Annotated in this window: 20 protein-coding genes; 19 read left to right on the top strand and 1 reads right to left on the bottom strand. The window is 26.6% G+C overall.

The features are described from left to right. From ACYUDJ_RS15655 to ACYUDJ_RS15565, 19 genes are all read left to right on the top strand, one after another. A partial coding sequence (locus ACYUDJ_RS15655; protein WP_460289660.1) for an N-acetylmuramoyl-L-alanine amidase family protein occupies window positions 1–968 on the top strand: 968 nt, incomplete at its 5' end. Between the two features lie 185 nt (window positions 969–1,153). Further along, window positions 1,154–4,099 (top strand): N-acetylmuramoyl-L-alanine amidase, encoded by a 2,946-nt coding sequence (locus ACYUDJ_RS15650; protein ID WP_163243837.1) that lies wholly within the window; start codon window positions 1,154–1,156, stop codon window positions 4,097–4,099. A gap of 180 nt (window positions 4,100–4,279) precedes the next feature. Beyond that, the gene (locus ACYUDJ_RS15645; protein ID WP_003483605.1) at window positions 4,280–6,145 is read left to right on the top strand and encodes a polysaccharide biosynthesis protein; all 1,866 of its coding nucleotides are present in this window, start codon (window positions 4,280–4,282) and stop codon (window positions 6,143–6,145) included. Window positions 6,146–6,274: 129 nt separating this feature from the next. After that, window positions 6,275–7,591 carry a nucleotide sugar dehydrogenase gene (locus tag ACYUDJ_RS15640; protein ID WP_003483606.1) on the top strand — a complete coding sequence of 439 codons (1,317 nt, stop codon included), beginning with the start codon at window positions 6,275–6,277 and terminating at the stop codon, window positions 7,589–7,591. 62 nt (window positions 7,592–7,653) lie between these two features. Further along, a complete protein-coding gene (locus tag ACYUDJ_RS15635) occupies window positions 7,654–8,763 on the top strand; it encodes a Gfo/Idh/MocA family protein (RefSeq protein WP_003483608.1) in 1,110 nt (369 codons plus the stop codon). Between the two features lie 98 nt (window positions 8,764–8,861). After that, window positions 8,862–9,608, top strand: a complete 747-nt coding sequence (locus ACYUDJ_RS15630; protein ID WP_003483610.1) for an N-acetyltransferase — start codon at window positions 8,862–8,864, stop codon at window positions 9,606–9,608. 430 nt (window positions 9,609–10,038) lie between these two features. Then, on the top strand, window positions 10,039–11,121 hold the full coding sequence (locus ACYUDJ_RS15625) for an O-antigen ligase family protein (protein WP_460289659.1): 1,083 nt from the start codon (window positions 10,039–10,041) through the stop codon (window positions 11,119–11,121). Between the two features lie 217 nt (window positions 11,122–11,338). Then, on the top strand, window positions 11,339–12,472 hold the full coding sequence (locus ACYUDJ_RS15620) for a glycosyltransferase (RefSeq protein WP_042384317.1): 1,134 nt from the start codon (window positions 11,339–11,341) through the stop codon (window positions 12,470–12,472). Between the two features lie 21 nt (window positions 12,473–12,493). Then, window positions 12,494–13,600: a glycosyltransferase family protein gene (locus tag ACYUDJ_RS15615; RefSeq protein ID WP_003483615.1), complete on the top strand. Its 1,107-nt coding sequence runs from the start codon at window positions 12,494–12,496 to the stop codon at window positions 13,598–13,600. A 35-nt stretch (window positions 13,601–13,635) separates the two neighbouring features. Then, window positions 13,636–14,718 (top strand): glycosyltransferase, encoded by a 1,083-nt coding sequence (locus ACYUDJ_RS15610; protein ID WP_003483617.1) that lies wholly within the window; start codon window positions 13,636–13,638, stop codon window positions 14,716–14,718. 19 nt (window positions 14,719–14,737) lie between these two features. After that, window positions 14,738–15,796, top strand: coding sequence for a non-hydrolyzing UDP-N-acetylglucosamine 2-epimerase (gene wecB, locus ACYUDJ_RS15605; protein WP_207130354.1), 1,059 nt, complete (start codon window positions 14,738–14,740; stop codon window positions 15,794–15,796). A gap of 18 nt (window positions 15,797–15,814) precedes the next feature. Then, the gene (locus ACYUDJ_RS15600; RefSeq protein WP_434296321.1) at window positions 15,815–17,038 is read left to right on the top strand and encodes a glycosyltransferase family 4 protein; all 1,224 of its coding nucleotides are present in this window, start codon (window positions 15,815–15,817) and stop codon (window positions 17,036–17,038) included. 71 nt (window positions 17,039–17,109) lie between these two features. Further along, complete coding sequence (locus ACYUDJ_RS15595) at window positions 17,110–18,354, top strand: O-antigen ligase family protein (protein WP_434296322.1); 1,245 nt, start codon at window positions 17,110–17,112, stop codon at window positions 18,352–18,354. Window positions 18,355–18,418: 64 nt separating this feature from the next. After that, window positions 18,419–19,525, top strand: a complete 1,107-nt coding sequence (locus tag ACYUDJ_RS15590) for a glycosyltransferase family 4 protein (protein ID WP_460289658.1) — start codon at window positions 18,419–18,421, stop codon at window positions 19,523–19,525. Window positions 19,526–19,543: 18 nt separating this feature from the next. Continuing rightward, on the top strand, window positions 19,544–21,100 hold the full coding sequence (gene murJ / locus ACYUDJ_RS15585) for a murein biosynthesis integral membrane protein MurJ (protein ID WP_003483627.1): 1,557 nt from the start codon (window positions 19,544–19,546) through the stop codon (window positions 21,098–21,100). 168 nt (window positions 21,101–21,268) lie between these two features. Next, entirely contained in the window at window positions 21,269–22,693 is a 1,425-nt protein-coding gene (locus ACYUDJ_RS15580; protein ID WP_003483629.1) for a lipopolysaccharide biosynthesis protein, read from the top strand. A gap of 19 nt (window positions 22,694–22,712) precedes the next feature. Further along, a complete protein-coding gene (locus ACYUDJ_RS15575) occupies window positions 22,713–23,366 on the top strand; it encodes a sugar transferase (protein WP_003483630.1) in 654 nt (217 codons plus the stop codon). A 197-nt stretch (window positions 23,367–23,563) separates the two neighbouring features. After that, window positions 23,564–24,280 carry a WecB/TagA/CpsF family glycosyltransferase gene (locus tag ACYUDJ_RS15570; protein WP_003483632.1) on the top strand — a complete coding sequence of 239 codons (717 nt, stop codon included), beginning with the start codon at window positions 23,564–23,566 and terminating at the stop codon, window positions 24,278–24,280. Window positions 24,281–24,446: 166 nt separating this feature from the next. Then, a complete protein-coding gene (locus ACYUDJ_RS15565; protein ID WP_003483634.1) occupies window positions 24,447–24,995 on the top strand; it encodes a nitroreductase family protein in 549 nt (182 codons plus the stop codon). Window positions 24,996–25,132: 137 nt separating this feature from the next. On the opposite strand, the gene pdaA is transcribed toward ACYUDJ_RS15565, so the two are convergent. Continuing rightward, entirely contained in the window at window positions 25,133–26,119 is a 987-nt protein-coding gene (pdaA, locus tag ACYUDJ_RS15560) for a delta-lactam-biosynthetic de-N-acetylase (RefSeq protein WP_003483636.1), read from the bottom strand. Window positions 26,120–26,171 lie beyond the last annotated feature (52 nt).

Raw genomic sequence — 26,171 nt, 5'->3', positions numbered from 1 at the left:
GACAATATATAATAGCAGTAAATGTAAAGGATAAATATAGTAATGCAAGTGTAGATGGAAAAGTAGAGAAAAATTTTAATGTTGATTATAATTCCGGAAAAGCAACTATACAAACATATGATATTATGCTAGATAATCAATATGTAACTTCATATCAATTACAAATAGGAAAAACATATACGATAAAAGGATATGCAAGTAGTACTAATAGAGTTTTATACGAATTTTGGGTTAAAGATTTAAATACAGGAACTTTAACAAAAATAAGAGAATATAAAGAAGATAGGTATGCAAGTTGGACACCTACAAAGTCTGGTAAATACACCATTATTGTTAATGTTAAAGATATATTCAGCTCAGATATTTTTGATTCGAAAGTAGAAAAAACATTTACAGTATTAAGTAATTCAGGATTTAAAACAGTAATTGTTGATGCAGGGCATGGAGGATACGATAGTGGTGCTGTAGGACCAACTGGTATTAAAGAAAAGGATGTTACTTTAAAAGTAGCTTTAAAGTTAGGAAGAATTTTAGAGAATAATGGAGTTAAAGTTATTTATACTAGAACTAGTGATAATGTATCTTGGCCTTCAAATGAATCACAGGATTTAGAAGCTAGAGTGTCTATTGCGAATAGTAATAATACAGATTTATACGTAAGTATACATGCTAATAGTTTTAATGGATCAGCTTATGGAACAGAAACATATTATTATAATGGAAGTGCAAAGGGAAAAGAAGCTGCAGAAGCAGTGCAAAAAGAACTTATAAATGCTATTGGTTTATATGATAGAGGCGCTAAAACAGCAGGGTATTATGTTTTAAAAAATACTATAAGCCCATCCATATTAGTTGAGTTAGGGTTTATAGATAATAGAAATGAAGAAATTCTTTTAAATTCTGATTGGTTTCAACAAAAGTGTGCAGAAGCTATTGCTAAAGGAATATTAGGAACTAGCTTTATGTAATTTAATAAATATAAAAACTGATAAATTAATTACAAAATCTTTTATCAAATTTTAATTATGTTAGTTTTTAAATATAAAAAACCATTAATTATATATAATTGGTGGTTTTTTTATATTTTAGATATTATATGAGTAAAAATTTAAATAAAACATATGATATAATAATTTACAAAGGAGGTGAATTTATGAATCATAAGAATATATCTTTATTAAAAGAAAGGAGGAGAGATATGAATATAAGAAAAATAGAAAATATAGTGAAAGACTTTACATTAATATTTTTTATTAGTATGATTATAACCTTTGTACCTTTATTTAAAGTACATGCTAGTAGTACTACACCTATAGTAGGACGAGCTCAATTAACACAAGATCAAGCATTTAACTATTTTAGAACTAGAAACAGTGAAAAAAGTGACCAAGCTGTAAAAAACTTCATTTCAATAGTGTGGCAGGAAGCTAATTTAGAAGGAATAAAACCAGATGTGGCTTTTATGCAAATAATGAAGGAAACAAATTTTTTGAGGTTTACAGGTGATGTTAAAGAATGCCAGAATAATTTTGCTGGTATTGGTGCTACAGGTGGTGGTGTATCTGGTGCTTATTTTAAAGATACAAGAACTGGAGTAAGAGCTGTTGTACAACATTTAAAAGCTTATTGTAGTACTGAAGGATTAAGAACTTCTTGTGTAGATCCAAGATTTACATATGTTAAGAGAGGAATAAGTCCTTATGTTGAGTGGTTGGGTATAGGAGAAAATCCTAATTATCCAGATCAAGGTTGGGCTGCAGATAACAATTATGGTAAAAGTATAGCTAGTATGATGCAAGTAGCTAAAAATTTATCTAGCAGTCATGAAAATAATATTGATACTGTACAACCTAATTACAAAGCAAAGATACAAACATATGACATAATGGAAGGAAATAAGTATATAACAGATAAGAAATTAGAAGTGAACAAGTTATATACAATAAAAGGTTATGCTAGCAGTGAAAATGGAGTATTATATGAATTTTGGGCTAAAGATGTATCAGCAGGAGTTTGGACAAAGATAAGAGACTATAAAGAAGATAGATATGCAAACTGGACTCCAAATAAATCAGGTCAGTATATAATAAAAGTGAATGTAAAAGATAAAAACAGTAACTTAGAGTTAGATGGAAAAGCTGAAAAAACATTTACAGTAATTGCTGGGAATACAAAACCTGGAAAAGCAAAAATACAAACATATGACATAATGGAAGGAAATAAGTATATAACAGATAAGAAATTAGAAGTGAACAAGTTATATACAATAAAAGGTTATGCTAGCAGTGAAAATGGAGTATTGTATGAATTTTGGGCTAAAGATGTATCAACAGGAGTTTGGGCAAAGATAAGAGAGTATAAAGAAGATAGATATGCAAACTGGACTCCAAATAAATCAGGTCAATATATCATAAAGGTAAATGTAAAAGATAAAAACAGTAACTTAGAGTTAGATGGAAAAGTTGAAAAAACATTTACAGTAATTGCTGGGAATACAAAACCCGAAAAGGCAAAAATACAAACATATGACATAATGGAAGGAAATAAGTATATAACAGATAAGAAATTAGAAGTGAACAAGTTATATACAATAAAAGGTTATGCTAGCAGTGAAAATGGAGTATTATATGAATTTTGGGTTAAAGATGTATCAGCAGGAGTTTGGACAAAGATAAGAGACTATAAAGAAGATAGATATGCAAACTGGACTCCAAATAAATCAGGTCAATATATCATAAAAGTAAATGTAAAAGATAAAAACAGTAACTTAGAGCTAGATGGAAAAGTTGAAAAAACATTTATAGTAATTGCTGGGAATACAAAACCCGGAAAGGCAAAAATACAAACATATGACATAATGGAAGGAAATAAGTATATAACAGATAAGAAATTAGAAGTGAACAAGTTATATACAATAAAAGGTTATGCTAGCAGTGAAAATGGAGTATTATATGAATTTTGGGCTAAGAATGAATCAGAAGGTAATTGGATAAAAATAAAAGATTATTCTTCTGATAGATGTGCAAATTGGACTCCAAATAAATCAGGTCAGTATATCATAAAAGTAAATGTAAAAGACAAAAACAGTAACTTAGAGTTAGATGGAAAAGTTGAAAAAACATTTATGGTAATTCCTAAGGGTGAAAAACCAGGTAAAGCAAAAATACAGACTTATGATATAATGGAAGGAAATAAATATGTAACAAGTAAAAAATTAGATTTAAATAAAAAATATACTATAAAGGCCTATGCTTCTAGTAGTAATGGAGTTTTATATGAATTTTGGATAAAGGATGTCCGTAAAGGGAATTGGGTAAAGATAAGAGACTACAAAGAAGATAGACTAGCTACTTTTTCAGTAAGTAATCAAAGTAGCTATATTATAAAAGTTAATGTAAAAGACAAATATAGCCTTAACAGTGTTGATTCTTATGTAGAAAAGAACTTCACAATAGGTGATTTAATGAGAACTATAGTTTTAGATGCAGGTCATGGAGGCAGAGATTCAGGAGCATTATCATCTCAAGCTACTGGAAGATTACATGAAGCAGATATAGTTCAAAAAATTACTATCAAGTTGGGAAACCTTCTAAAAAAAGCAGGATATAATGTTATCTATACTAGAGATAAGATAGATCTTTATAATTATCCTTCAGTAACACAAAATTTAGAAGATAGAATAAATGTAGCTAATAGTATAAAGGCTGATTTGTTTATGAGTATACATGCTGATTCTTTTGATGTATCATCGGCTAATGGATATAGTGCTCATTATAGTAGTTATAGACCTAAGCTAGATAATTCAGGAATATATGAGGAAGATGATATAACTTATGATAAAACTCCTTGTGATGCAGCATTAAAGAGTAAAGTGTTATCACAACTTATAGTAAATGAGATGTCTTCTTTAGGGGGATCAAATAGAGGAATAAGCGATCATAATTTATATGTTACAAAAAATGCTCTAATGCCTTCTGTTCTTGTAGAAACTGGATTTGTTTCTAATGATGCAGAGGTTAGAAAATTAAATAGTGACTCTTATCAAAATCAAATAGCTCAGAAACTTTATAATGCAGTAACAAAGTTATTTAATATATAGTTTACAAAACCGTTGATATATTTCTTATCAACGGTTTTATTAATTTATTTATAGATTATAAATGATATTTTCTATTTATTGTATATATGATAAAATAAAGATATTGCAAAAAATTGTTGAATAATTTTATCAATGATGTAAAATAAATAAGTAGAGTTTAGAGTTTAAGGAAGTGATTATATGAGAAAAGATAGGAAATTGATTCTTTATGATATATTATTAATAATTTTATCATTATATTTAGCAATTCTACTGAGATTTGATTTTGGTATGGCTTCTATGGCTTCGGAGTTTAAAAAATATATGATATTTTTTAAATTATCAGTAATTCCAGTTATAATAATAAGCTTATTTTTTAATAAAATATTTAATCTCTATAGTAGTATATGGAAATATGCTTCAGTAGAAGAACTTATGTCCATAATTTATTCGGTTTCTATATCTAATATTATATTTATAATTTATAGTTATTTTATTAATTATAAAGTTTTAGAAAGTAGTTATTTTAGATTCCCATTTACTGTACATATAATATTTTGGATTTTATCTATAGTATCTTTAGGGGGAACAAGATTTATATATAGAGTTATAGAGGATAAAGAATGTAATAAGAACAAATGTAACTGTGATTCTAAAGAAAAGAAGTTACTCATAATAGGGGCAGGAGATGCAGCAGCCCTTATTATAAAAGAAATAAAAAGAAATAAGGAATTAAATTATAGTATAATAGGTCTTATAGATGATGACATAGAGAAGTTAGGAAAGAGAATAAATGGGATACCTGTTTTAGGCGGAAGAGAAAGTATTATAAAGATATCTAAAAATAAAAAAATAGATGAAATAATATTAGCTATACCTTCAGCATCATCTTCAACAAAAAGTGAAATAGTATCTATATGTAAAGAAACTAGTTGTAAATTAAAAACTTTACCAAGCATGGATAAGGTAATACAAGGAAAGTTTAATATGAGCAAGTTAAGAGATGTAAGTATTGAAGATTTACTTGGAAGAGAAGAAGTTAAACTAGATGATAGTGGAATAAATAAATATATAAAGGATAAAGTAGTTTTAGTTACTGGTGGAGGGGGATCTATAGGTTCAGAACTTTGTAGACAAATAGTTAAATTTTCACCTAAAAAACTTTTAATATTAGATATATATGAAAATAATGCCTATGATGTGCAAATGGAGTTAAATTATAAATATCCAGAGCTAGACAAAGCTGTTATAATAGCTTCTATAAGAGATGAAAAGAGGATAAAAAATATATTTTCATTATATAAACCAGACGTAGTTTTTCATGCAGCAGCTCATAAGCATGTTCCATTAATGGAAGAGAACCCAGCAGAATCCATTAAAAATAATGTAATAGGTACCTATAACTTAATAAAATGTGCCCATGAATTTGAGATTGAACGTTTTGTACAAATAAGTACAGATAAAGCTGTTAATCCAACTAATATAATGGGAGCTACAAAAAGATTTTGTGAAATAATGATTCAGGCTTTTGATAAAATAAGTAAAACTGAATTTGTAGCTGTTAGATTTGGAAATGTTTTAGGAAGCAATGGATCTGTTATTCCATTATTTAAAAAACAAATATCTCATGGAGGACCTGTCACTGTAACCCACCCAGAAATAAATAGATATTTTATGACTATACCGGAAGCAGCTCAATTAGTTATACAAGCAGGTGCTATGGCAAAAGGTGGAGAAATATTTGTTTTGGATATGGGAAAACCAGTTAAAATTGTAGATTTAGCTAAAGATTTAATAACCTTATCTGGGTATAAGCCAGGAGAAGATATTAAAATTGAGTATACAGGATTAAGACCTGGGGAAAAATTATATGAAGAATTATTGATGGATGAAATAGCTTTAACATCAACAGGACATAATAAAATATTTGTGGAAAAACCTATGGAAAATAATATAGACTTTGTAGAAAAATCCATAGAAGAATTTAAGGAAGTTGTTTATAATGATAAAGAAGAAATATTTAAATTAATAGAAAAGAAAGTTTCAACATATATAAGAAAAAAATAGTGCTTAACAAATAACGGATAAGTTTTATTTGAAAAAGTTTAAACATAAAATAATAGTAGCTATAAAGTAGTGACAAAAATTAAAAATATATAAATTAAGCGTTTGTGCGTTGTACTAGGAGGTATAAAGATGTCACAATTAAAAAAGGATTTAATAACTAAATTAGAAAATAAAACAGCTAAATTAGGTGTGGTAGGATTAGGTTATGTAGGACTTCCACTAGCTGTAGAAAAAGCTAAAGCGGGATTTGAAGTTATAGGTTTTGATGTTCAAGATAAAAAAGTAGAGTTAGTTAATGAAGGTAAAAACTATATAGGAGATATAGTTGATAATGAATTAGCAGATTTAGTTAAAGAAGGAAAATTAAAAGCAACTACAGATTTTTCTTTTGTAAGTGAAGTAGATGCAGTAGCTATATGTGTACCAACACCATTGGATATATATAAACAACCAGATATATCTTATGTTGTTAGTTCAACTAAGAGCATTGCAAAATATCTTCACAGGGGTATGCTTGTAGTTCTTGAAAGTACTACATATCCAGGAACAACAGAGGAAGTTTTAAAACCAATACTTGAAGAGACTGGCTTGAAATGTGGAGAAGATTTCTTTTTAGGATTTTCACCAGAAAGAGTAGATCCAGGTAACAAGCAATTTAAAACTAAAAATACACCTAAAGTTGTAGGTGGTTGTACAGAAGAATGTACAGAAGTAGCTGCTATGCTTTATAGAAGCGTTTTAGAAGGAGAAGTATATGTAGTATCTTCACCAGCAGTAGCTGAAATGGAAAAAATACTAGAAAATACATTTAGAAATATAAATATAGGCTTAGCTAATGAAATGGCTATATTATGTAAAAAAATGAATATAGATGTATTTGAAGTTATAGATGCAGCTAAAACAAAACCTTATGGATTTATGGCTTTCTATCCAGGACCAGGTCTTGGAGGACATTGCATACCATTAGATCCTTTCTATTTAGAATGGAAAGCTAAAGAATATGATTTCCATACAAGGTTAATAGAAGTATCAGGAGAAATTAATGATCGTATGCCTGAATTCGTGGTAGAAAATGCTATGAAATTATTAAATGAAGATAAAAAGGCTATGAATGGATCAAAGGTTTTATTACTTGGATCTGCTTACAAAAATGATATAGATGATATGAGAGAATCTCCAGCATTAAAAGTAATAGAGCATTTAGAGAAAAATGGAGCTAATGTACAGGTTAACGATCCATATATACCTGAATTTAAGCATAAAGGTAAATTATATAAATCAGTAGATTTAGAAAAAGGATTAGAGGAAGCTGATATCGTAATTATAACTACGAATCATAGTTGTTATGATTATGAACATATAGTAGAAAAAGCTAAAATTTTATATGATACAAGAAATGCTACAAAAGATGTGAAGAATAATAGAGAAAAAATACACAAACTATAATATTAATAATAGGATAAGTTCTTTTGGACTTATCCTAATTAATAAAATTTGGAGGGATAGTAATGAAAAAACTTAAATTTGCTATTGTTGGCTGTGGAAGAATTTCTTATAAACATGTAGAAGCTATAATAAATAATAAAGAAGAAGCTGAATTGGTAGCAGTTTGTGATGTGCTTGAAGAAAAAGCTATAGAAAAGAAAAATGATTATATATCAAAAATAAATGAAAAAGTTAATGTAAATTTATATACAGATTATAAAGAAATGTTAGAGAAAGAAGAAATAGATGTAGTTACTATAGCTACAGAAAGTGGATATCATCCAGAAATAGCTATAAATTGCATGGATAAGAAAAAGCATATAATATGTGAAAAACCTATGGCATTATCTGTAGATGATGCAGATAGAATGATAGAATCAGCAAAGAAAAATAATGTTAAACTTTGTGTAAGTCATCAAAATAGATTTAATGCACCAATACAACAATTAAGAAAAGCAGTAGAAGCCAATAGATTTGGAAGATTAGTAAATGGTACTGCAAGAATACTATGGAATAGAAATATGGGATACTATCATCAAGCTCCATGGAGAGGAACTTGGGAACTTGATGGGGGCACTTTAATGAACCAATGTATACACAATATAGATTTGCTTCAATGGATGATGGGTGGAGAAATTGATACAGTTTATGCTCAATGTGATACTTTCTTAAGAGATATAGAAGCAGAGGATTTTGGAGCTATAGTAATAAGATTTAAAAATGGAGCTATAGGAATAGTTGAAGGAAGTGCTTGTGTATACCCTAAAAACTTAGAAGAAACATTGAGTATATTTGGAGAAAAAGGTACAGCTTGCATAGGTGGACTTGCTGTTAATAAAATAGAAACTTGGAAATTTGAAGATGGAACTGAAAATGAAGAGGAGGATATATTAAAAGCCCAAGAGGGAGATCCAGATTCAGTATATGGCTTTGGACATACTCCATTGTTTAAAGATACAATAGATGCTATAAAAGAGGATAGAGCACCTTTAGTGAGTGGAGAAGAAGGTAAAAAGGGTATGGCAATAATATTAGCCGCTTATAAATCAAGACTTACAGGTATGCCAGTTAAATTCCCATTTAATAATTTTTCAACAATGGATATGGTAAATGTAGAAAAGATAAATAGATAATTTATTAATTAAAAATTAATTTTTTAAAATTACCATCAAAATATGATATTATATTATGGTGGTAATTTTAAAATTTTATTTTATATAGGAGTGAAAACATGGAAATGAATTATATATCACCAAAATCTAAATTAGGTAATAACGTTCAAGTAGGAAGATTTGCTATTATAGAGGATGATGTAGTTATAGGAGAAAATTGCATTATAGGACATAATGTAATTATACATAAAGGAACAGTTATAGGTAATAACGTAAGAGTAGATGATAATACTGTAATAGGTAAAGAACCTATGAGATCGGTAAATAGTATATTTAAAGATGATAAAAAATTTGAACCATGTAAAATTAGCGACGAATGTTTAATAGGAGCAGGAGTAATAGTATATATAGGTTCTAAAATAGGCAATAAAACTTTAGTAGCTGACCTAGCTGTTATAAGAGAAGATGTAGCTATAGGAGAAAGAACAATAATAGGAAAAGGTGCAACTATAGAAAATTTTTGCAAAGTAGGATCAAATTGTAAAATACAGACCAATGTATATTTAACAGCATATTCAGAAGTAGAGGATTATGTTTTCATAGCCCCTTGTGTAGTAACATCTAACGATAACTATGCTGCTCGATCAAAGGAAAGATTTGGTAAGTTTAAAGGTGTTACAATTAAAAAAGGTGGAAGAATAGGTGCAGGGGCAATTATATTACCAGGGAAAACAATACATGAAGATGGTTTTGCCGCAGCAGGAAGTTTAGTAACTAGAGATGTAGAAAAAGGCAAAATAGTTGCAGGAATCCCAGCCAAGGCATTTAAAGATGTTCCAGAAGAACAATTATTACAAAATCAATAAATTTATTTATAGTAATAAAATGCAAAGAGTACGGAGGTTAGTGATGAACACCAAAGTTTATGATCAGTCTAAATTAATGTTTATAATATTATCAGTTTTAGTACTATTAAATTTTTTCATTTTTCCAGATAGAATTTTTATTCAAATATTCACAGTGGTTTATTTGTTTATTATATATAAAAAATTTGCAAAAAATAATAAGGATTTTTTATATTATAGTACTTTATTATTAGCTATAATTAATTTCTCAATGGAGATCCCATTAACAAGGAGATATTCAATATATTATTTTTATGTAACATTATTTATTTATATGATGGGTTTGATAGTTTATTGTGTTAAAAATAGAAAAAATATAGATATAAAAAAATTATTTAAAAATCCGTATATTTCATTTTTGATGATTTTTATATTATATATGATTTTTACAATGTTTATAGCAGAGAGCAAAAAATTAGCTATAAAATATATATATAATTTTTTTATAATGGTGTCTTTAGCAATAATGATATGTTTTCATAATAAGAGTGAAAAAAATCTAGAGCTTACTTTAAAATTCTTAAAATATTTATTTGGAGGTATATTATTTTTAGGTATATTAGAAATATGCGGAATATCTTATGGCATAAGAAACCATTTTGTAGAATGGGATCCTATGGCTGCACAAATTGAATATGTAAAACATATACCTGTAACATTTTTTTATAATCCAAATAATTATGCTGTGTTTTTAGTTTTAGGAATGGCAGCTTTAGCTATATCTTTCTTATTTTCTGATAATAAAAAAGATAAAATGATATATGCTTCATTGTATTTTATAGCTCAAATAAATCTTATATTTACTAGATCAAGGACAGCATGGATAAGTATATTTTTGATAATATTATTTTGTATGGGATTTTATATGCTTAAATTTAAAAATAATAAACGAAAAATATTACAACTAACACAGATATTTTCAGTTACTGTTTTAGTATTTGTGGCAATATCTTGCATACCGTCCATGAAACCGTATTATGGAAAATTTTCAACTTCTAAATTTTTTAATTTTAAAAAGCAGGATACAGCCATTGAACAGCCCCCAATCGCTATTGGTAAAAAGGGTTCAGATAATCAAAGGATTACACTTATGTATGATGTTGTACATGGTGTTTTTTATGAAAAACATTATTTTGGTTTTGGGCCAGGAAATATAGAAAAGCATGTTGAGAAAATGAATAATACATTTGGAGTATTTAATGTTCATAGCTTATGGTTTGAAATTTTGGGAAATTTTGGGATATTATTCTTCTTATATTATACATACATTTATTTACATATTATAATTAAAAATTTAGTTTTACACTCTAGAGAAAGGCAATCACAAAATCCAAAATTATTATTATTTGCATGTTTAATGTTTGGATTAATATTCTTGTCTTTTGCTCCTAGTAGTATCATGTGGTATACCCCATTTTGGATAGTGATAGGTTTAAGTATAAATTCTATAAATTTAAAATCTAGCTTAAAATAATATATAATTATTTATTAAAGATATAAAAGTTTACATTAATTAATTTATATAGTTATATTAGTAAAGAACATAGAACATAGAACAAAGAGATTTGTAATTTTTCTTAATTATTTTTTGAAAATATTTTAAGTCAAAATGTTAATATAAATTGAATGGTAATTAAATCATTATAATTTGTGATTTAATAATATGAATATATTTTATTAGGAGAATGTGTATGAACATATTAATAATGTCAAGTTGGTATCCAAGTAAAAATAATTTAGTAAGTGGGATATTTGTATATGAGCAGGTAAAAGCTTTAAAAGCATTAGGGAAAAATGTTATAGTTTTTTATCCTTTTGATGAAAACATAGAAAAAGGAAAAGTAGTTAAAAGTATAGAAGAGAATATAGTAGTTTATAGGAGTAATACAGACTATATAAAAAATACTAAGATATCAAGAGTGAATAGCATTATAAAGTCTGTTAGCATTTTATCTAAAATAGTCAAAATTGAAAAAATTGATTTAATTCATGCTCATGTATGTTACATTGCTGGTATTATAGCATCAGTACATAATATGTTTTACAAAAAAGTACCATATATAATTACAGAACATTCTTCAAAAGTAAAAGAATACAGTAATAAAAATTATAATAAAAAGTTATTCTATTTTGCATATAAAAATGCACAAAAGGTAATCACAGTAAGTAATAGTTTAAAAAATGAACTAAAAAATTTAGGATACACTTTTAATGATGAAATTATAGGTAATATAGTAGATACTAATGAGTATTATATAAAAGACAAAAATCAATTGGCAACTGGACTAAATGGATTGTTTATTGGATTAATGAATGATAATGAGGTAAAGGGACTACAGTATTTTTTACCTGCCTTACAAAGTGTATTTAAGAATTATAATGATAATATAAAGTTTACCCTTATAGGAGATGGACCTAAAAGAAAAAAATATGAAGCCATGGTTAATGAATTAAATATAAATAATATATGTAAATTTATAGGGGAAGTACCTAAAAAAGAAATACCTGAATATATAATGAACCATGATTTTTTAGTATTACCAAGTGTTAAGGAAACATTTGGTAGTGTTTTAATAGAAGCTATGGCAGCTGGAAAGCCAGTTTTAGCAACTAAATGTGGTGGACCAGATGAATTTGTAATAAAAGATGTCGGTATATTGGTTGAAAAGAAAAGTGAAGAAGCATTAGAAAAAGGGCTTATATATATAATTGAAAATTATGAAAAATTCAACTCATATAATATAAGGAAATATGCTGTGGAAAATTATAGTTATGAAGCAATTGGAAATCAACTAATTGATTTATATAATAGTATATTAAATTAATTATATTTTTAGGAGTATAGTATGAAGAGAAGATGTATATTTCATATACCTTATAAAGTGGATTTAAATTGGCCTTCAGGTTCTCAAATAAGGCCTATAAATATGATAAAAGCATTTGAACAAAATGGATATGATGTAGAAATTATTATGGGGTATGGTGAAGAAAGAGAAAAAAAAATTAAAAAAATTAAAAGCAATATTAAAGAGGGAATAAAATATGATTTTTTATATTCTGAAAGTTCTACAGAACCTACATTATTAACTGAAAAAAATCATATACCATTATATCCTTTCTTAGATTTTGGATTTTTAAAATATTGTAAAAATCATAATATAAAAATAGGATTATTTTATAGAGATATACACTGGAGATTTTCTCAATATAAAAAAAATGTTAATATCTTTAAAAGGATAGTGGCTTATACTTTTTATTTTTATGATCTATTAAAATATAAAGCAATAATAGATATATTATATTTACCAAGTAAAAAAATGTATAGATATATACCTATAAAGTTAAAGTGCAAAGTGGAAGAATTACCACCAGCTTTTGAAGCGTCTATTCCTAGTAATGAAATATGTGAACAAACTAAAAAAGAAGATTTCATAAATATATTTTATGTAGGGGGAGTTAATCCTCAATTATATAATTTAGAAAAAATGTTTTCTGTAATAAACAATGAGAAAAAATATAAATTAACAGTTTGTTGTAGAGAAAATGAATGGAAGTCTTATAATAAAATATATAAAAAATACATTGGTGATAAAATAAAAATTATTCATAAAAAAGATAAAGAATTAAACAAGTATTTTGCTGAGGCTGATGTAGTAAGTTTATTTGTAGAACCACAAGAGTACTGGAAGTTTGCGATGCCAGTTAAATTGTTTACATATATATCTTATAAAAAACCTATAATATGTTGCAAAAATACAGCTGTTGGAAAGTTTGTTATGGATAATTCAATAGGCTGGGAAATAGATTATTCAGAAGAGAGTCTTTCTAAATTGTTAGAATATTTATCTTGCAATAAACAAGAAATATATGTAAAGAAATCTAATATTACTAAAATAATAGATCAACATGACTGGAAAGCTAGAGCAAGAAAAGTTATAAATGACTTAATATAATGTAAGTCATTTATAAGAACGTTGGAGGCATAAAAATGAAAATATGTTATTTAGCTGATGCTAATAGTACACATACTAAAAAATGGTGTAAATTTTTTAAAAACAAAGAGTATGATATACATGTAATCTCATTAAATGATGGAGATATAGATGGCGTTACTGTACATAGCTTTAACAAAGATTTAGATAAGATAAGAAAAGGGAACTCTTTTAATAAAATTTCTTATATAAAATATTTTAATGATATAAAAAAAATAATAGAAAGAATAAACCCGGATGTTGTTCATGCTCATTATGCAACTAGTTATGGTTTATTAGGAGCACTATCAGGATTTCATCCTTATATAATTTCTGTTTGGGGAAGTGATGTGTATGACTTTCCTAAGGGAAGTTTTGTGAAAAGAAAGATGGTTGAGTACAATTTATCTAAGGCAGATATTATAATGTCTACAAGTAAAGTAATGGCCAAAGAAACAAGTCAGTATACTACTAAAAATATAGAAATAACTCCTTTTGGAGTAAATATAGATAGATTTAAACCATTTAGTGATAAATATAAAAAAAGGGACAATTTAGTAGTTGGTACAGTTAAGACATTAGAGCCTAAATATGGTATAGAGTACTTAATTAGAGCCTTTGCAAAAGTAAAGCAAAGGCATAGTAATATTAAGTTAGAAATTGCGGGGGTTGGAGCACAAAAGGATTTTTTACTTAATTTGTGTGAAGAACTTGATATAAAGGAAAATGTTGAATTTCTAGGTTTTATAAATCAAGAAAAGGTAATAGAAGCTTTTAATAGATTTGATATAGCTGTATTTCCTTCAACATTAGATAGTGAAAGTTTTGGAGTAGCAGCAGTAGAAGCACAGGCTTGTGGAACTCCAGTTATTGTTTCTAATGTAGGAGGACTACCAGAAGCTACATCTCCTAATAATAGTAGCTTATTAGTAAATAAGAAAAGTGTAGATGAATTAGCAGTGGCTATAGAAAAGTTAATTGAGGATGATAATTTAAGGATAAATATGGGAAAAAGCGGAAGAAAATTTGTTGAAGATAACTTTAATATAGAAGATAACTTTAATAAGGTAGATACTATATATAAATATATAATTAAATAATATGTGGAGGAGATAGTTCATGAAGATATTAACGGTAGTTGGTGCGCGTCCACAATTTATAAAAGCAGCAGCGGTTTCTAATATAATAAGAAAAGAGCATACAGAAATATTAGTACATACAGGACAACATTATGATGAAAATATGTCTAAGATATTTTTTGAAGAGTTAAGAATACCTAAGCCAGATTATAATTTAGAAATAGGTTCAGGTAATCATGGTGAGCAGACTGGTAAGATGCTTATAGAATTAGAAAAAATATATTTAAAAGAAAAACCAGATTTAGTATTAGTTTATGGAGATACAAATTCTACATTAGCAGGAGCTTTATGTGCAAGTAAATTATTAATACCTGTAGCTCATGTAGAAGCAGGCCTTAGAAGTTTTAATATGAATATGCCTGAAGAACAAAATAGAATTCTTACAGATCATATATCAAAATTATTATTTGTACCTACAGTTACAGCTGAAAAGAATCTTCATACTGAAGGTGTTAATAAAGGTGTTCTTAATGTAGGAGATGTAATGTTTGATGCAGTATTACATTTTAAGAAATTATCAGAAAAAAAGGAAAGCATACTAGAAAAAATTTCTGTAAAGCCTGGAGAATATATTTTAACAACAATACATAGGGCAGAGAATACTAATGATATAAATAGATTGAAAAATATAATAGAGGCATTAAATGAAAGTGGAAAGAAAATAGTATTACCACTTCATCCAAGAACTAAAAAATATATAGAGGATTATAACTTACAGTTTAGTAATAATATAAAATTAATAGAGCCAGTAGGTTATCTTGATATGATCACTTTAGAAATGAATTCACAAAAGATAGTTACTGATAGTGGGGGAGTGCAAAAGGAAGCTTTCTTTATGGAAAAACCTTGTGTTACTATGAGAGATGAAACAGAATGGGTAGAGACTGTAGAAAACGGATGGAATGTAATAGTAGGAACAAATAAAGAAAAAATATTAAAAGCTATAGTAAATTTTAAGCCTAAAAAAGAACAACAAGAAATATTTGGAAACGGCCATGCAGCAGAAAAAATATTGGATATAATAAACAAAATGAAGTAATTATTTTGAGGTGATAATATGAAAATTTTATTTTTGACTCAATACTGTCCACCTGAAGTTGGCGCACCTCAGAACAGAATTTTTGAATTTGCAAAGCAACTAAAAAAATTTGATCATGAGGTTACAATATTAACGGCTATGCCAAATTATCCCAAAGGTGAAATATTTGATGATTATAAGGGAAAAAAAATAGTAAAAGAAGAATTAGAAGGAATAAAGATTGTTCGTACAAGTATATATGCTACAAAAGATAAGTCGTTTATAAAAAGACTTAGAAATTATCTTTCTTTTACTTTTTCTTCTGTATTTACAGGTTCTAAATATATCGATAATCAAGATGTTATAATAACAGAATCTCCACCATTATTTTTAGGATGGTCAGGATATGTTTTAGCTAAAAGAAAAAAGGCAAAATTTATTTTTAATGTATCCGATTTATGGCCAGAATCTGCTGTGAAATTAGATGTATTACATAATAAATTTCTTATAAAAGCATCTACTTGGTTAGAAGAATTTTGCTATAAAAAAGCAGCTGCTGTTACAGGACAAACAAAAGGTATAGTTGATAATATAGTAAATAGAGGCTTTGACAAGAATAAAGTTCATTTAATAACCAACGGAGTAGATACGGAGTTTTTTAAGAAAGAAAATAGAGATGAAAAATTAAGAAAAGAATGGGAAATAAATAATAAGTTTGCAGTATGTTACGCTGGAATTCATGGCTTAGCGCAAGGATTGGAAGTTATTATAAATGCAGCAGATATATTAAAAGAAGAAAAAGATATACAATTTGTATTTATAGGAGATGGACCGGAGAAGGATAAATTAATCAATATGGTAAAAGAAAAAAATTTAACTAATGTATCTTTTCAACCAGTACAACTTAAACCCAATATGCCTAGAATAATAGCATCTATGGATGCTACTGTAGTTCCATTAAAAAAATTAGATTTATTTAAAGGAGCACTACCTTCAAAAATGTTTGAAGCCTTGGCATCTGAATTACCTATAGTATTAGCTGTAGAAGGAGAAGCAGAGAAACTTATAAATGAGGCTAATGCTGGAATAACCGTGGAGCCGGAAAATGCAAAAGAAATTGCACAAGCAGTTCTAAAATTATATAAAGATAAAGAACTTAAGCAAAAATTAGGGGAAAACGGTAGAAGATATGTTATAGAACACTATTCAAGAGAAAGTATAACTAGAAAATTAGAAACTATTTTATTAAATTTATTAAAATAGTTTAGTATAAATATTAATGTTCGTTTATGATTTTTTAAGTTGTATTAAATTTTATTTAGGGAGATAGTATAATGAATAAACTTAACAGTATAATGTCATATCTTGTATGTTTATACATATTTATACTTCCAATTTCACCAAGTAAATTTAAATATAAAAATATACCTATAAATGGAGATAGTGTTTTAGCTATTATTATAGTGGTGTATTTGGTAAATATAATAATAAATGAAGAAAGCAGAAAAAGATTTGTTAAAGGTATAAAAAATTTTTTCTCAAGTTATAATTCTGTTTTCCTATTTTTATGGATAATTATGATGGGAATATCAGTTACATATGCTACAGATAAAAAATTAGCTGTACAAGAATGTATAAGAATGAGTACTTATATTATATTATTTTTTATAATTAAGTACCAGATGTATAAGAAAGAAATGATAAATAGAATTATTTATTCTTGTATATGTATGTCTTTTATAGTAGGTATAATAGGCATATATGAATATTTAGTTGGGATGGGATTAAGTCATAAAGGAGAATTTCAGTCTGTTATAAGAGTTGCATCAACTTTAGAAAATTCAAACAATTTAGGTGCGTTTTTTGTTTTGATGATTTTCCCATTTATAATTTTAGCTATCAAAGAAAAAGATAAATGGCGAAAAAGTTTATTTATAATTTTATCTATAATAGCTTTTTCTAATATAATAATGTCTTTTTCAAGAAATGCATGGTTAGCTCTTATTATTGGATATATAACATTAATTTTCATATTTAATTATAAATTAATATATGGAGCTATAGTGGGAAGTATAGGTATATTGTTTATACCTAAGATAGCCAATAGATTAAAAGAGGTTGGAGATTTATCACAAAATTTGTCTAGATTAAGTTTATGGGAAATTGCAATTAAAATGATAAAAGATAATCCTATACTAGGAGTTGGAAGTGGAAATTATAGAACTTTATATCCAAAATATTATAATAAAATTAAGCATTTAACTCACTATAAAGCTCAAGCAAACTTCCATCCACATAATGCTTATTTAAAAGCTCAATGTGAATTAGGTATAGTAGGTTCTATATCATTAATAGGATTTTTAATATCTTCACTTATAAAAACTAATAGGTTCTCTAATAATGTGGATAATAATTTTTATAGGCATTTTTATAAAGGATTTACAGCGTCTACAGTAGCCTTTATGTTTATGAATTTCATAGATAATTTTTTCTCAGCACCTAAAGTAGTAGCTTTCTTTTTTATATTTTTAGCTATAAGTGATTCTTATTCATACAATATTCAAAATAAAAGTTTGTAAAAGGAGTTGTTTAAAACTCCTTTTTTAAATATCATTATATTTATGAAATATGGAATGCTAGGAGATGATTAAAATAAAAGTACTTCAAATTATAACAGGTAATGATATAGGTGGTGGAGGAAAGCATGTCTTAAATTTATGTCATTATTCTAAAGATTCATTTAAGACTGTATTAGGATGCATAGGAGAAGGGCCTTTATATGACAAAGCAAAAGAACTAGGAATAGAAACAACACTATTTAGTAGTAAATGTTTTATGAATGGAGAAATAGAAGAATATATAAGAAATAATAATATAGACATAGCTAATTTTCATGGAGCGAAGGCTTTTTTCACTCATTATTTTATTAATAAAAAATTGAGTATACCTACAGTAGCCACTGTACATAGTAATTATAAAGAGGACTTTTTAAATAATAAATTAAAATATTATTTCTTTACTCCTTTGAGTGTTAAAGGAATAAAGAGTTTTAATAATCATATATGTGTATCGAATTATATAAAGGATATTCTAAATAAAGATAAGATAGAAAGTAAAAAGTTTGTAGTGAATAATGGAATAGATTTAAATTATTATAAAAGTAAAGTTAAAACTAACACTGATTTAAGAAAAAAATTAAATATTGAACAAAAAGATTTTGTATATATAATGATAGCTAGAATGCATCCTATTAAAAATCATAACTTATTAATTGAAGCTTTTTACAAATTGGAACAAGAATATAAAAATGTAAAATTACTTTTGCTGGGAGATGGGGTAGAAGAGGAAAATTTAAAAGAAAAGGTAGACAAACTAAATTTAAATAGTAATATTATATTTTTAGGGTTTAAAGAAAATATAGAGGATTATATAGAAATAGCAGATATAAGTATATTAACTTCTTTAAATGAAGGGGGAGCACCACCTTTAGTTATATTAGAAAGTGGTATAAAAAAAGTACCTGTAATAGCATCTGATGTAGGAGATATACCTTATACTATAAATAAAGATAATGGTTTTTTAATAGATCCTACTTCTGCTCATGATATATATGATAAAATGAAGGAAGCCTACAATAATAAAAATCAATTACATATCTTAGGTGAAAATTTATATGATACTGTAATTAATAAATATTCTATAGAGAGTTTTTCCCAGTCCTATTATGAGTGTTATAAAAATCTAATTTAGTATTTTGGAGTGGATTAAATGAAGGAAAACAAAGCTTTAAAAAGTTCTGTTTTTGTCATGCTATTAATAATATTAGGAAAAGTCTTTGCATTAATAAGAGATTCTTTAATAGCAGCAAAATTTGGAGCTACTGATATAACAGATATATACAATTTTTCATTGGGTATAGTGTCCCTTTTGACTACTATAAGTTATGGGTTAACTACCACCCTTATACCAATTCATACGGAGAATTTGGAAAGTGGAAACAAGAAAGAAAGTAATAAATTTGTAAATAATGTGCTTAATACCTTTTCCATAGGAACTATTATCTTAACTATATTAATGATAATATTTGCAAAATATATAATCTATATTTTTGGTCCTGGATTTCAGAAAGACTTAATTGTTTTCAATACTTCTATTAAAATAACTAGAATAATGCTACTATCTTTGATTTTCATAAGCTTACAAAGTGTTATTACAGGAGTGTTGCAATCTCATAAACAATTTTTGGAACCCTCAGCTATGGCCATGATATCTAATATAGTCCATATTATATATCTAGTCTTTTTAGCTAGTAACTATGGAATGGTAGGTTTTGCAATAGCTGCAGTATTAGGTTTCTTTGCACAATTCATAATAAATATACCTAAATATAAAAAAATGGGTTATAAATATAGTACATATATTAATTTAGAGGATAGCAAAACTAGGCAAATGTTTAAACTTACAATGCCTGTTATAATAAGTACTTCTGTTATTCAATTAAACCTTGTTATAAATAGAGCTTTTGCTACTACTATTTTTGGGGGAGCAGCTACTATATTGGACAATGCAAATAAAATAAATACATTGGCCTATGAAGTATTCGCTATAGGGATAGCGATGATAGTTTATCCAACGCTATCTGAATTAGCTGCTAAAAATGATAAAAAGCAATATAAGGTGGAATTAGGAAGAGCTATAAATATAATACTTATAATAATGGTACCAGCAGCAGTTGGAATTGCAACTCTTAGGGAACCACTTATAAATGTAATTTTTAAAAGGGGAGCCTTTAGTGAGGATGCTGCTTCTTTAACATCACAAGTATTACTTTTATATACTCCAGCTATGATAGCTTATGGGGTAAGAGATATATTAAATAAAGCTTTTTATGCTATAAAAGATACTAAAACTCCTATGATTAATAGTTTTATAGGCATAATAATAAATGTAGTGATAAATGTTTTATTAATAAAATATTTAGGGGTTAGGGGGCTTACATTAGCGACTAGTATATCTGCATTTGTTATAACTATAGTTATGTTATTAGATTTAAATAAAAAATTAAATGGCATAGATATTAAAAATATAATTATATCCTTTCTAAAAGTAATTTTATCTGCTTTGTTTATGGGGATAATAGTTAATATTATAAATAAACTTACTTTATTAAGTTTAGGAGATGGAATGAAAGGGAGTAGTATATCAATTTTAATTTGTATGGTTATTGGTGCAGTCTGTTATACTTTAGCCATATATTTACTTAAAGTTAAGGAAATACAAGATATAGTAGAACCATTATTAAAAATATTAAAACTTAAAAAATAAATATTTAATTATATTGTAAAGGAAATTTAATTTTGATATAGTATAAACAGTATTTTAAGAATTTATTTATGATAAAATTTAAAAATACTATAAATATATTTTTGTAGATTATAATGTTTATGAAAAATATGTTATAATTGAATGCATTTATCTTAGGAGGAAATTAATATGAGTGATAATCCCAAGGAGTTTATAAAAAGATTTATTGGTTTTTCAGTGGGTCCGATATTATCAGCCATTATTAGCTTTTTTATTGTTCCTATAACTACATATTTTGTAGTCCCAGCAGAGTTTGGAAAAGCTTCTATGTACACAATGGCTTTGAGTATTAGTTCAATGTTTATATATTTAGGTATGGATCAATCTTTTACTAGAGAGTTTAATGCAGAGGAAGATAAAAAATCTTTATTTTGGAATTCCTTAATTGTACCTTTAATATTTTCATTAATACTAGGAGTTTTGTTTATTATTTTTTATAAACCACTATCTATATTAATGATTGATACTGTAGATATGTATATAGTAGTAATTTTAGCATTATCATTACCTTTTTCAGTTATAGATAGATTTAATTTATTATTGATAAGAATGGAAGAGAAAGCTAGATTGTATTCTCTTTTTAATGTAATAAGCAAAGTTATAAATGTAGTAATTTTAGTGCCTTATCTTTTATATATAGATAAAAGTTTTAAGGGAATAATAAATGCAGGTTTCGTGTCATTAGTTTTTATGTGTATAGTAGAATGCTTCTTTACAAGAGAATATTGGTTTACTAAATTTAAACTAAATAAAGCTTTAATAAATAAAATGTTTAAGTTTGGGTTACCTTTAATACCAGCATCAGTAATTGTTTGGTTTTTAAATTCTATGGATAAACTAGCTATGAGACAATGGTCTACTTTTGAAGAGATAGGGTTATATTCTGCTGCATTTAAAATTGTTGCGGTAGTAGATATAGTTAAAAGTGCATTTTGTACTTTTTGGACTCCAACTGCTTTTAGATGGTATGAGGAAAAGGTAAAAGAGGAAAATTTTATGAAGGTAAGCAATATGTTAATGTGCTTTATGAACTTTATGTTTGTAGGTATAGTTTTATTTAAGGATTTAATAATAAAAATAATGGATGCAAAGTATGCTAGTTCAGCTATTATAGTTCCATTTTTATTATTGTTACCTATAATGTATACCGTATCAGAATCAACTTGTTTAGGAATATCTTTTTCAAGAAAAACATCTTACAATATAATAGTGTCATTAATAGCAGCTGTGGTTAATTATATTTTAAACTATTTATTGGTACCAAAGTATGGAGCTTTAGGAGCTTCTATTGCCACAGGAATAGCTTATACAGTATTCTTTTGGGTAAGAACACTTATATCAAGAAAACTATGGTTTAAATTTAAATTAGGTTTTTATATATTAAATACAGCTTCTATGCTATTGTTAGCAACATTAGATGTGTTGTATAATAATGTTTATATAAATATTGCTATAGCTTTATTTATTGTATATATAAATAGAAAAGAAGTTAAATCCATTATATCTTATATTAAGATGTTTTTAAAAGATAGAAAAAATAAAGCTGTTGCTTAATGTCATTAGGAGGTTAAAAATGGAGTTTAAAATGCCAATTATAGATGTAGAAAAAGATATAAAAAGTAAAAAAATGCAATTTGTTATAAAAAGATTTTTAGACATAATATTATCCTTAATAGGGATAATTGTACTATCTCCAATATATTTTCTTTTATTTTTATGGATAAGATTAGATTCAAAGGGCCCAGCGCTATTTAAACAAATTAGGGTAGGAAAAGATAACAAAGATTTTGTAATATATAAGTTTAGAACAATGGTAGTGGATGCAGAAAAAAAGAAAAAGATAGACTTAGAAATAGAAGATATATCTAATTTTGTTTTCCAAAGCAGGAGTGATAATAGAATTACAAAGGCAGGAAAATTTTTAAGAAAAACTAGTTTAGATGAAATACCTCAATTATTTAATGTTTTAAAAGGCAATATGACTTTAGTAGGTCCAAGACCAGAAATTCCAGATGTAGTTAAACATTATCCAAAAGAGTATGCTCAAAGGTTACTAGTAACTCCAGGGATAACAGGATTAGCACAAGTTAGTGGACGTGGAGAAATAGAGCTCTCTAAAACTGTTTATTATGATTTAACTTACATAAAGAATTTTTCAGTTTGGTATGATATAAAAATATTATTTCAAACAATATTTAAAGTCTTTAAAAATGAAGGAGCTTTTTAATATAAAATTAGTTTTGGTTAAACTAGTTTAAAAACTAAAGATAATTTGAATATTTTATAGATAGCTACATTAGTGTTTGTTAATTATAAGCTGAAATATTACTGCACAAGTACCATTAATTATAGTTTGTTTACAAAGTTTGATATAATAACTATAATTAATGTATATTGTGCATTTTTAATTTTAGGGGTGAATAAATGAAAACAGAAATGTTAGGATATAGTATATTTAATGGTAGTAAAGAAGAACTTTTAAATATAATAGATAAATATGAAAAAGTCAATATAATTTCTGGTAATCCAGAAGTTTTATATAATGGACTAAATAATGAAGAATTATTTAAAAATTTTACAGATAAAGATTCAATAATTATACCGGATGGAGTAGGAGTTGTTCTAGCTTCAAAAATTATAAAAAGTCCTGTGAAAGAAAAAATTGCAGGTATTGAATTAATGGACTCTATATTGAAAAATTGTAATAAGAATGGTAAAGCTGTGTATTTGTTAGGAACAACGGAAGATGTATTAAAGGAATGTGAAAGAAAGCTATTAATAAAATATAGAAATTTAAATATCATAGGTAAGCACAATGGTTTTTTTGATATGGATAATTGTAAAGATATATTAGAAGATATTAAAGAGTCAAAGCCTTATGCTTTATTTATAGCTATGGGATGTCCAAGGCAGGAAAAATTTATAAGTAAATATATGGATAAGCTTCCTTGTAAGATTTATATGGGTGTAGGAGGAAGTTTTGATGTATTTGCGGGAAAAGTAAAAAGAGCACCTAGATGGATGATAGATTGTAATTTAGAGTGGTTATATAGAGTAGTTAAAGAACCTTATAGAATAAAACGATTAGCATCTATACCTAAATTTTTATTAAAAGTAGCATTGAATAAACAGAATTCTTAGATTTAAGATCTAGTTTTACTTTCAATCAATGTTGGGGAATGGATTGTCTATAAGTATTATATAAGATTATAATTGTTAAATCTTATATTTATGAGATAAAAGTTAAAAATAACATCGAATATTATAAATAAAGAACACACATACTAATGAAAAAGGAGTGTGTTTTATGGATTTTTATGATGTTATTGAAAATAGAAAAAGTATAAGAAAATTTAAAAATGCAGAGATTTGTAAAGAAAAGATGGCAAGAGTAATAAATGCAGCTATGAGATCACCTTCTTGGAAGAACGAAACTTCTTATAAATTTATAATAGTACAAGATGGAACTAAAAGAATGGAATTAGCTAGTGCTATAATAAATAAATCTGATGAAGCTTCAGAAGCTATAAGAGTAGCACCTGTAACAGCTGTGGTTGTTGCGGATCCAGATAAATCTGGTACTATAGAAAACAAACAATACTATCTAGTAGATAGTGCTATAGCTATGGAGCATTTTATATTAGCAGCTACAGCAGAAGGCTACGGTACTTGTTGGATAGGAGCTTTTGATGAAGATAAAGTAAAAGGTGTATTAGATATACCTCAAAATTATAAAGTAGTTGGCATGACTCCTGTAGGAGAATCAAATGAAAATAAAGAAAGTCATCCTAAAAAAGATGTGAGAAAATATGTGTTTTTAGATAAATGGCATAATTCATATACAGAAAATATATAAACTAAAAAGTAATTTTAAAACATTTTTTTGAAATTTTGTAAAATATAAATTATTTTTAAATTAAAAAGCTATGAATTTACAATATTATATTGTTAAATTCATAGCTTTTTATTATATAAAAACTATTACTAAATTAACTATTTTTTAGGTAAATCTTCTAAAGTTTTGAATTCATACCCATCATTTTTTAGTTCCTTTAATACAGAATCCAATATTTCAGTATTTGTTTTAGAAACTGCATGTAATAGAATGATACTTCCATTATGAACTCCATTTAATATTTTGTCCTTACCTTTTTCAGGAGAAGGTTGTTTATCTCTATCCCAATCATAATAGGCAAAACTCCAAAATATACTTTTATATCCTAAGTCTTCTGTGTATTTCAATGATAGTTCGCTGTATTTACCCATAGGTGGTCTAAAGAATTTTGGCATATCTTTTTTTGTAATATCTTTGTATAAATCTTCAACTACAGTAAATTCTTTTTCAAAGTTTTCCCTCCCTTTTAAGGCAGCAGAAGCCATAGAAGGATGATGATCGGAATGATTACAAACTAAATGGCCTTCATCAACCATTCTTTTTATTAAGTCTTTGTTTTGTTTTATATAAGGCGCAGTTACAAAGAAAGCTGCCTTAACGTTATTTTCTTTTAATACATCTAATATTTTACCAGTATAGCCATTTTCATAGCCCTCATCAAAGGTAAGATATAAATGCTTTTTAGAGGTATCACCAAGAAAATATCCAGAATATTTATTAAGATCATTTTCCATATCCTCTGGGATAGTAGCAGGCTCATTATTTTTGCTAGGTTTAAAGAACCAGTCTTTTTCTTTAGGGGATACATTAGATTCATCTTTAAAATTATTTATATTACTGCTAGTATTAGTATCTTTTTTTTCTTCTTTATTATTCTTACTATTGTTTTCATCGGTATTGCTATTTGGGGTTTTATTTTCAGTATTATCTTGAGTATCTGTAGATTTATTTTTTGTGTTATTTTCTTCTATTTTTTTATTATTTTTATCTAAGTCTGCATTAAGTTTTTGATTAGAAGCATTTAAATTACAAGAGCATAATAAAAAAGAAGAAGCTAAAATACAAGAAATAACTTTTTTATTCATAAGTAAATCACCTATCCTTTTCTATGTTATACTTTTTATAGAATAATAAAGA

The sequence above is a fragment of the Clostridium sp. CTA-6 genome, assembly GCF_054768115.1.
Note: the sequence above shows the minus strand (reverse complement) of the source record. Positions and strands in the feature narration are given on the sequence as shown.

Bases quoted from the DNA above. Each gene is read 5' to 3' on its own strand.
- pdaA (WP_003483636.1), bottom strand. From the start codon at position 26,119: ATGAATAAAAAAGTTATTTCTTGTATTTTAGCTTCTTCTTTTTTATTA.
- ACYUDJ_RS15635 (WP_003483608.1), top strand. From the start codon at position 7,654: ATGAAAAAACTTAAATTTGCTATTGTTGGCTGTGGAAGAATTTCTTAT.
- murJ (WP_003483627.1), top strand. From the start codon at position 19,544: ATGAAGGAAAACAAAGCTTTAAAAAGTTCTGTTTTTGTCATGCTATTA.
- ACYUDJ_RS15590 (WP_460289658.1), top strand. From the start codon at position 18,419: ATGATTAAAATAAAAGTACTTCAAATTATAACAGGTAATGATATAGGT.
- ACYUDJ_RS15620 (WP_042384317.1), top strand. From the start codon at position 11,339: ATGAACATATTAATAATGTCAAGTTGGTATCCAAGTAAAAATAATTTA.
- ACYUDJ_RS15630 (WP_003483610.1), top strand. From the start codon at position 8,862: ATGGAAATGAATTATATATCACCAAAATCTAAATTAGGTAATAACGTT.
- ACYUDJ_RS15625 (WP_460289659.1), top strand. From the start codon at position 10,039: ATGTTTATAGCAGAGAGCAAAAAATTAGCTATAAAATATATATATAAT.
- ACYUDJ_RS15610 (WP_003483617.1), top strand. From the start codon at position 13,636: ATGAAAATATGTTATTTAGCTGATGCTAATAGTACACATACTAAAAAA.
- ACYUDJ_RS15640 (WP_003483606.1), top strand. From the start codon at position 6,275: ATGTCACAATTAAAAAAGGATTTAATAACTAAATTAGAAAATAAAACA.
- ACYUDJ_RS15600 (WP_434296321.1), top strand. From the start codon at position 15,815: ATGAAAATTTTATTTTTGACTCAATACTGTCCACCTGAAGTTGGCGCA.
- ACYUDJ_RS15565 (WP_003483634.1), top strand. From the start codon at position 24,447: ATGGATTTTTATGATGTTATTGAAAATAGAAAAAGTATAAGAAAATTT.
- ACYUDJ_RS15615 (WP_003483615.1), top strand. From the start codon at position 12,494: ATGAAGAGAAGATGTATATTTCATATACCTTATAAAGTGGATTTAAAT.
- ACYUDJ_RS15575 (WP_003483630.1), top strand. From the start codon at position 22,713: ATGGAGTTTAAAATGCCAATTATAGATGTAGAAAAAGATATAAAAAGT.
- ACYUDJ_RS15595 (WP_434296322.1), top strand. From the start codon at position 17,110: ATGAATAAACTTAACAGTATAATGTCATATCTTGTATGTTTATACATA.
- ACYUDJ_RS15570 (WP_003483632.1), top strand. From the start codon at position 23,564: ATGAAAACAGAAATGTTAGGATATAGTATATTTAATGGTAGTAAAGAA.
- wecB (WP_207130354.1), top strand. From the start codon at position 14,738: ATGAAGATATTAACGGTAGTTGGTGCGCGTCCACAATTTATAAAAGCA.
- ACYUDJ_RS15580 (WP_003483629.1), top strand. From the start codon at position 21,269: ATGAGTGATAATCCCAAGGAGTTTATAAAAAGATTTATTGGTTTTTCA.
- ACYUDJ_RS15645 (WP_003483605.1), top strand. From the start codon at position 4,280: ATGAGAAAAGATAGGAAATTGATTCTTTATGATATATTATTAATAATT.
- ACYUDJ_RS15650 (WP_163243837.1), top strand. From the start codon at position 1,154: ATGAATCATAAGAATATATCTTTATTAAAAGAAAGGAGGAGAGATATG.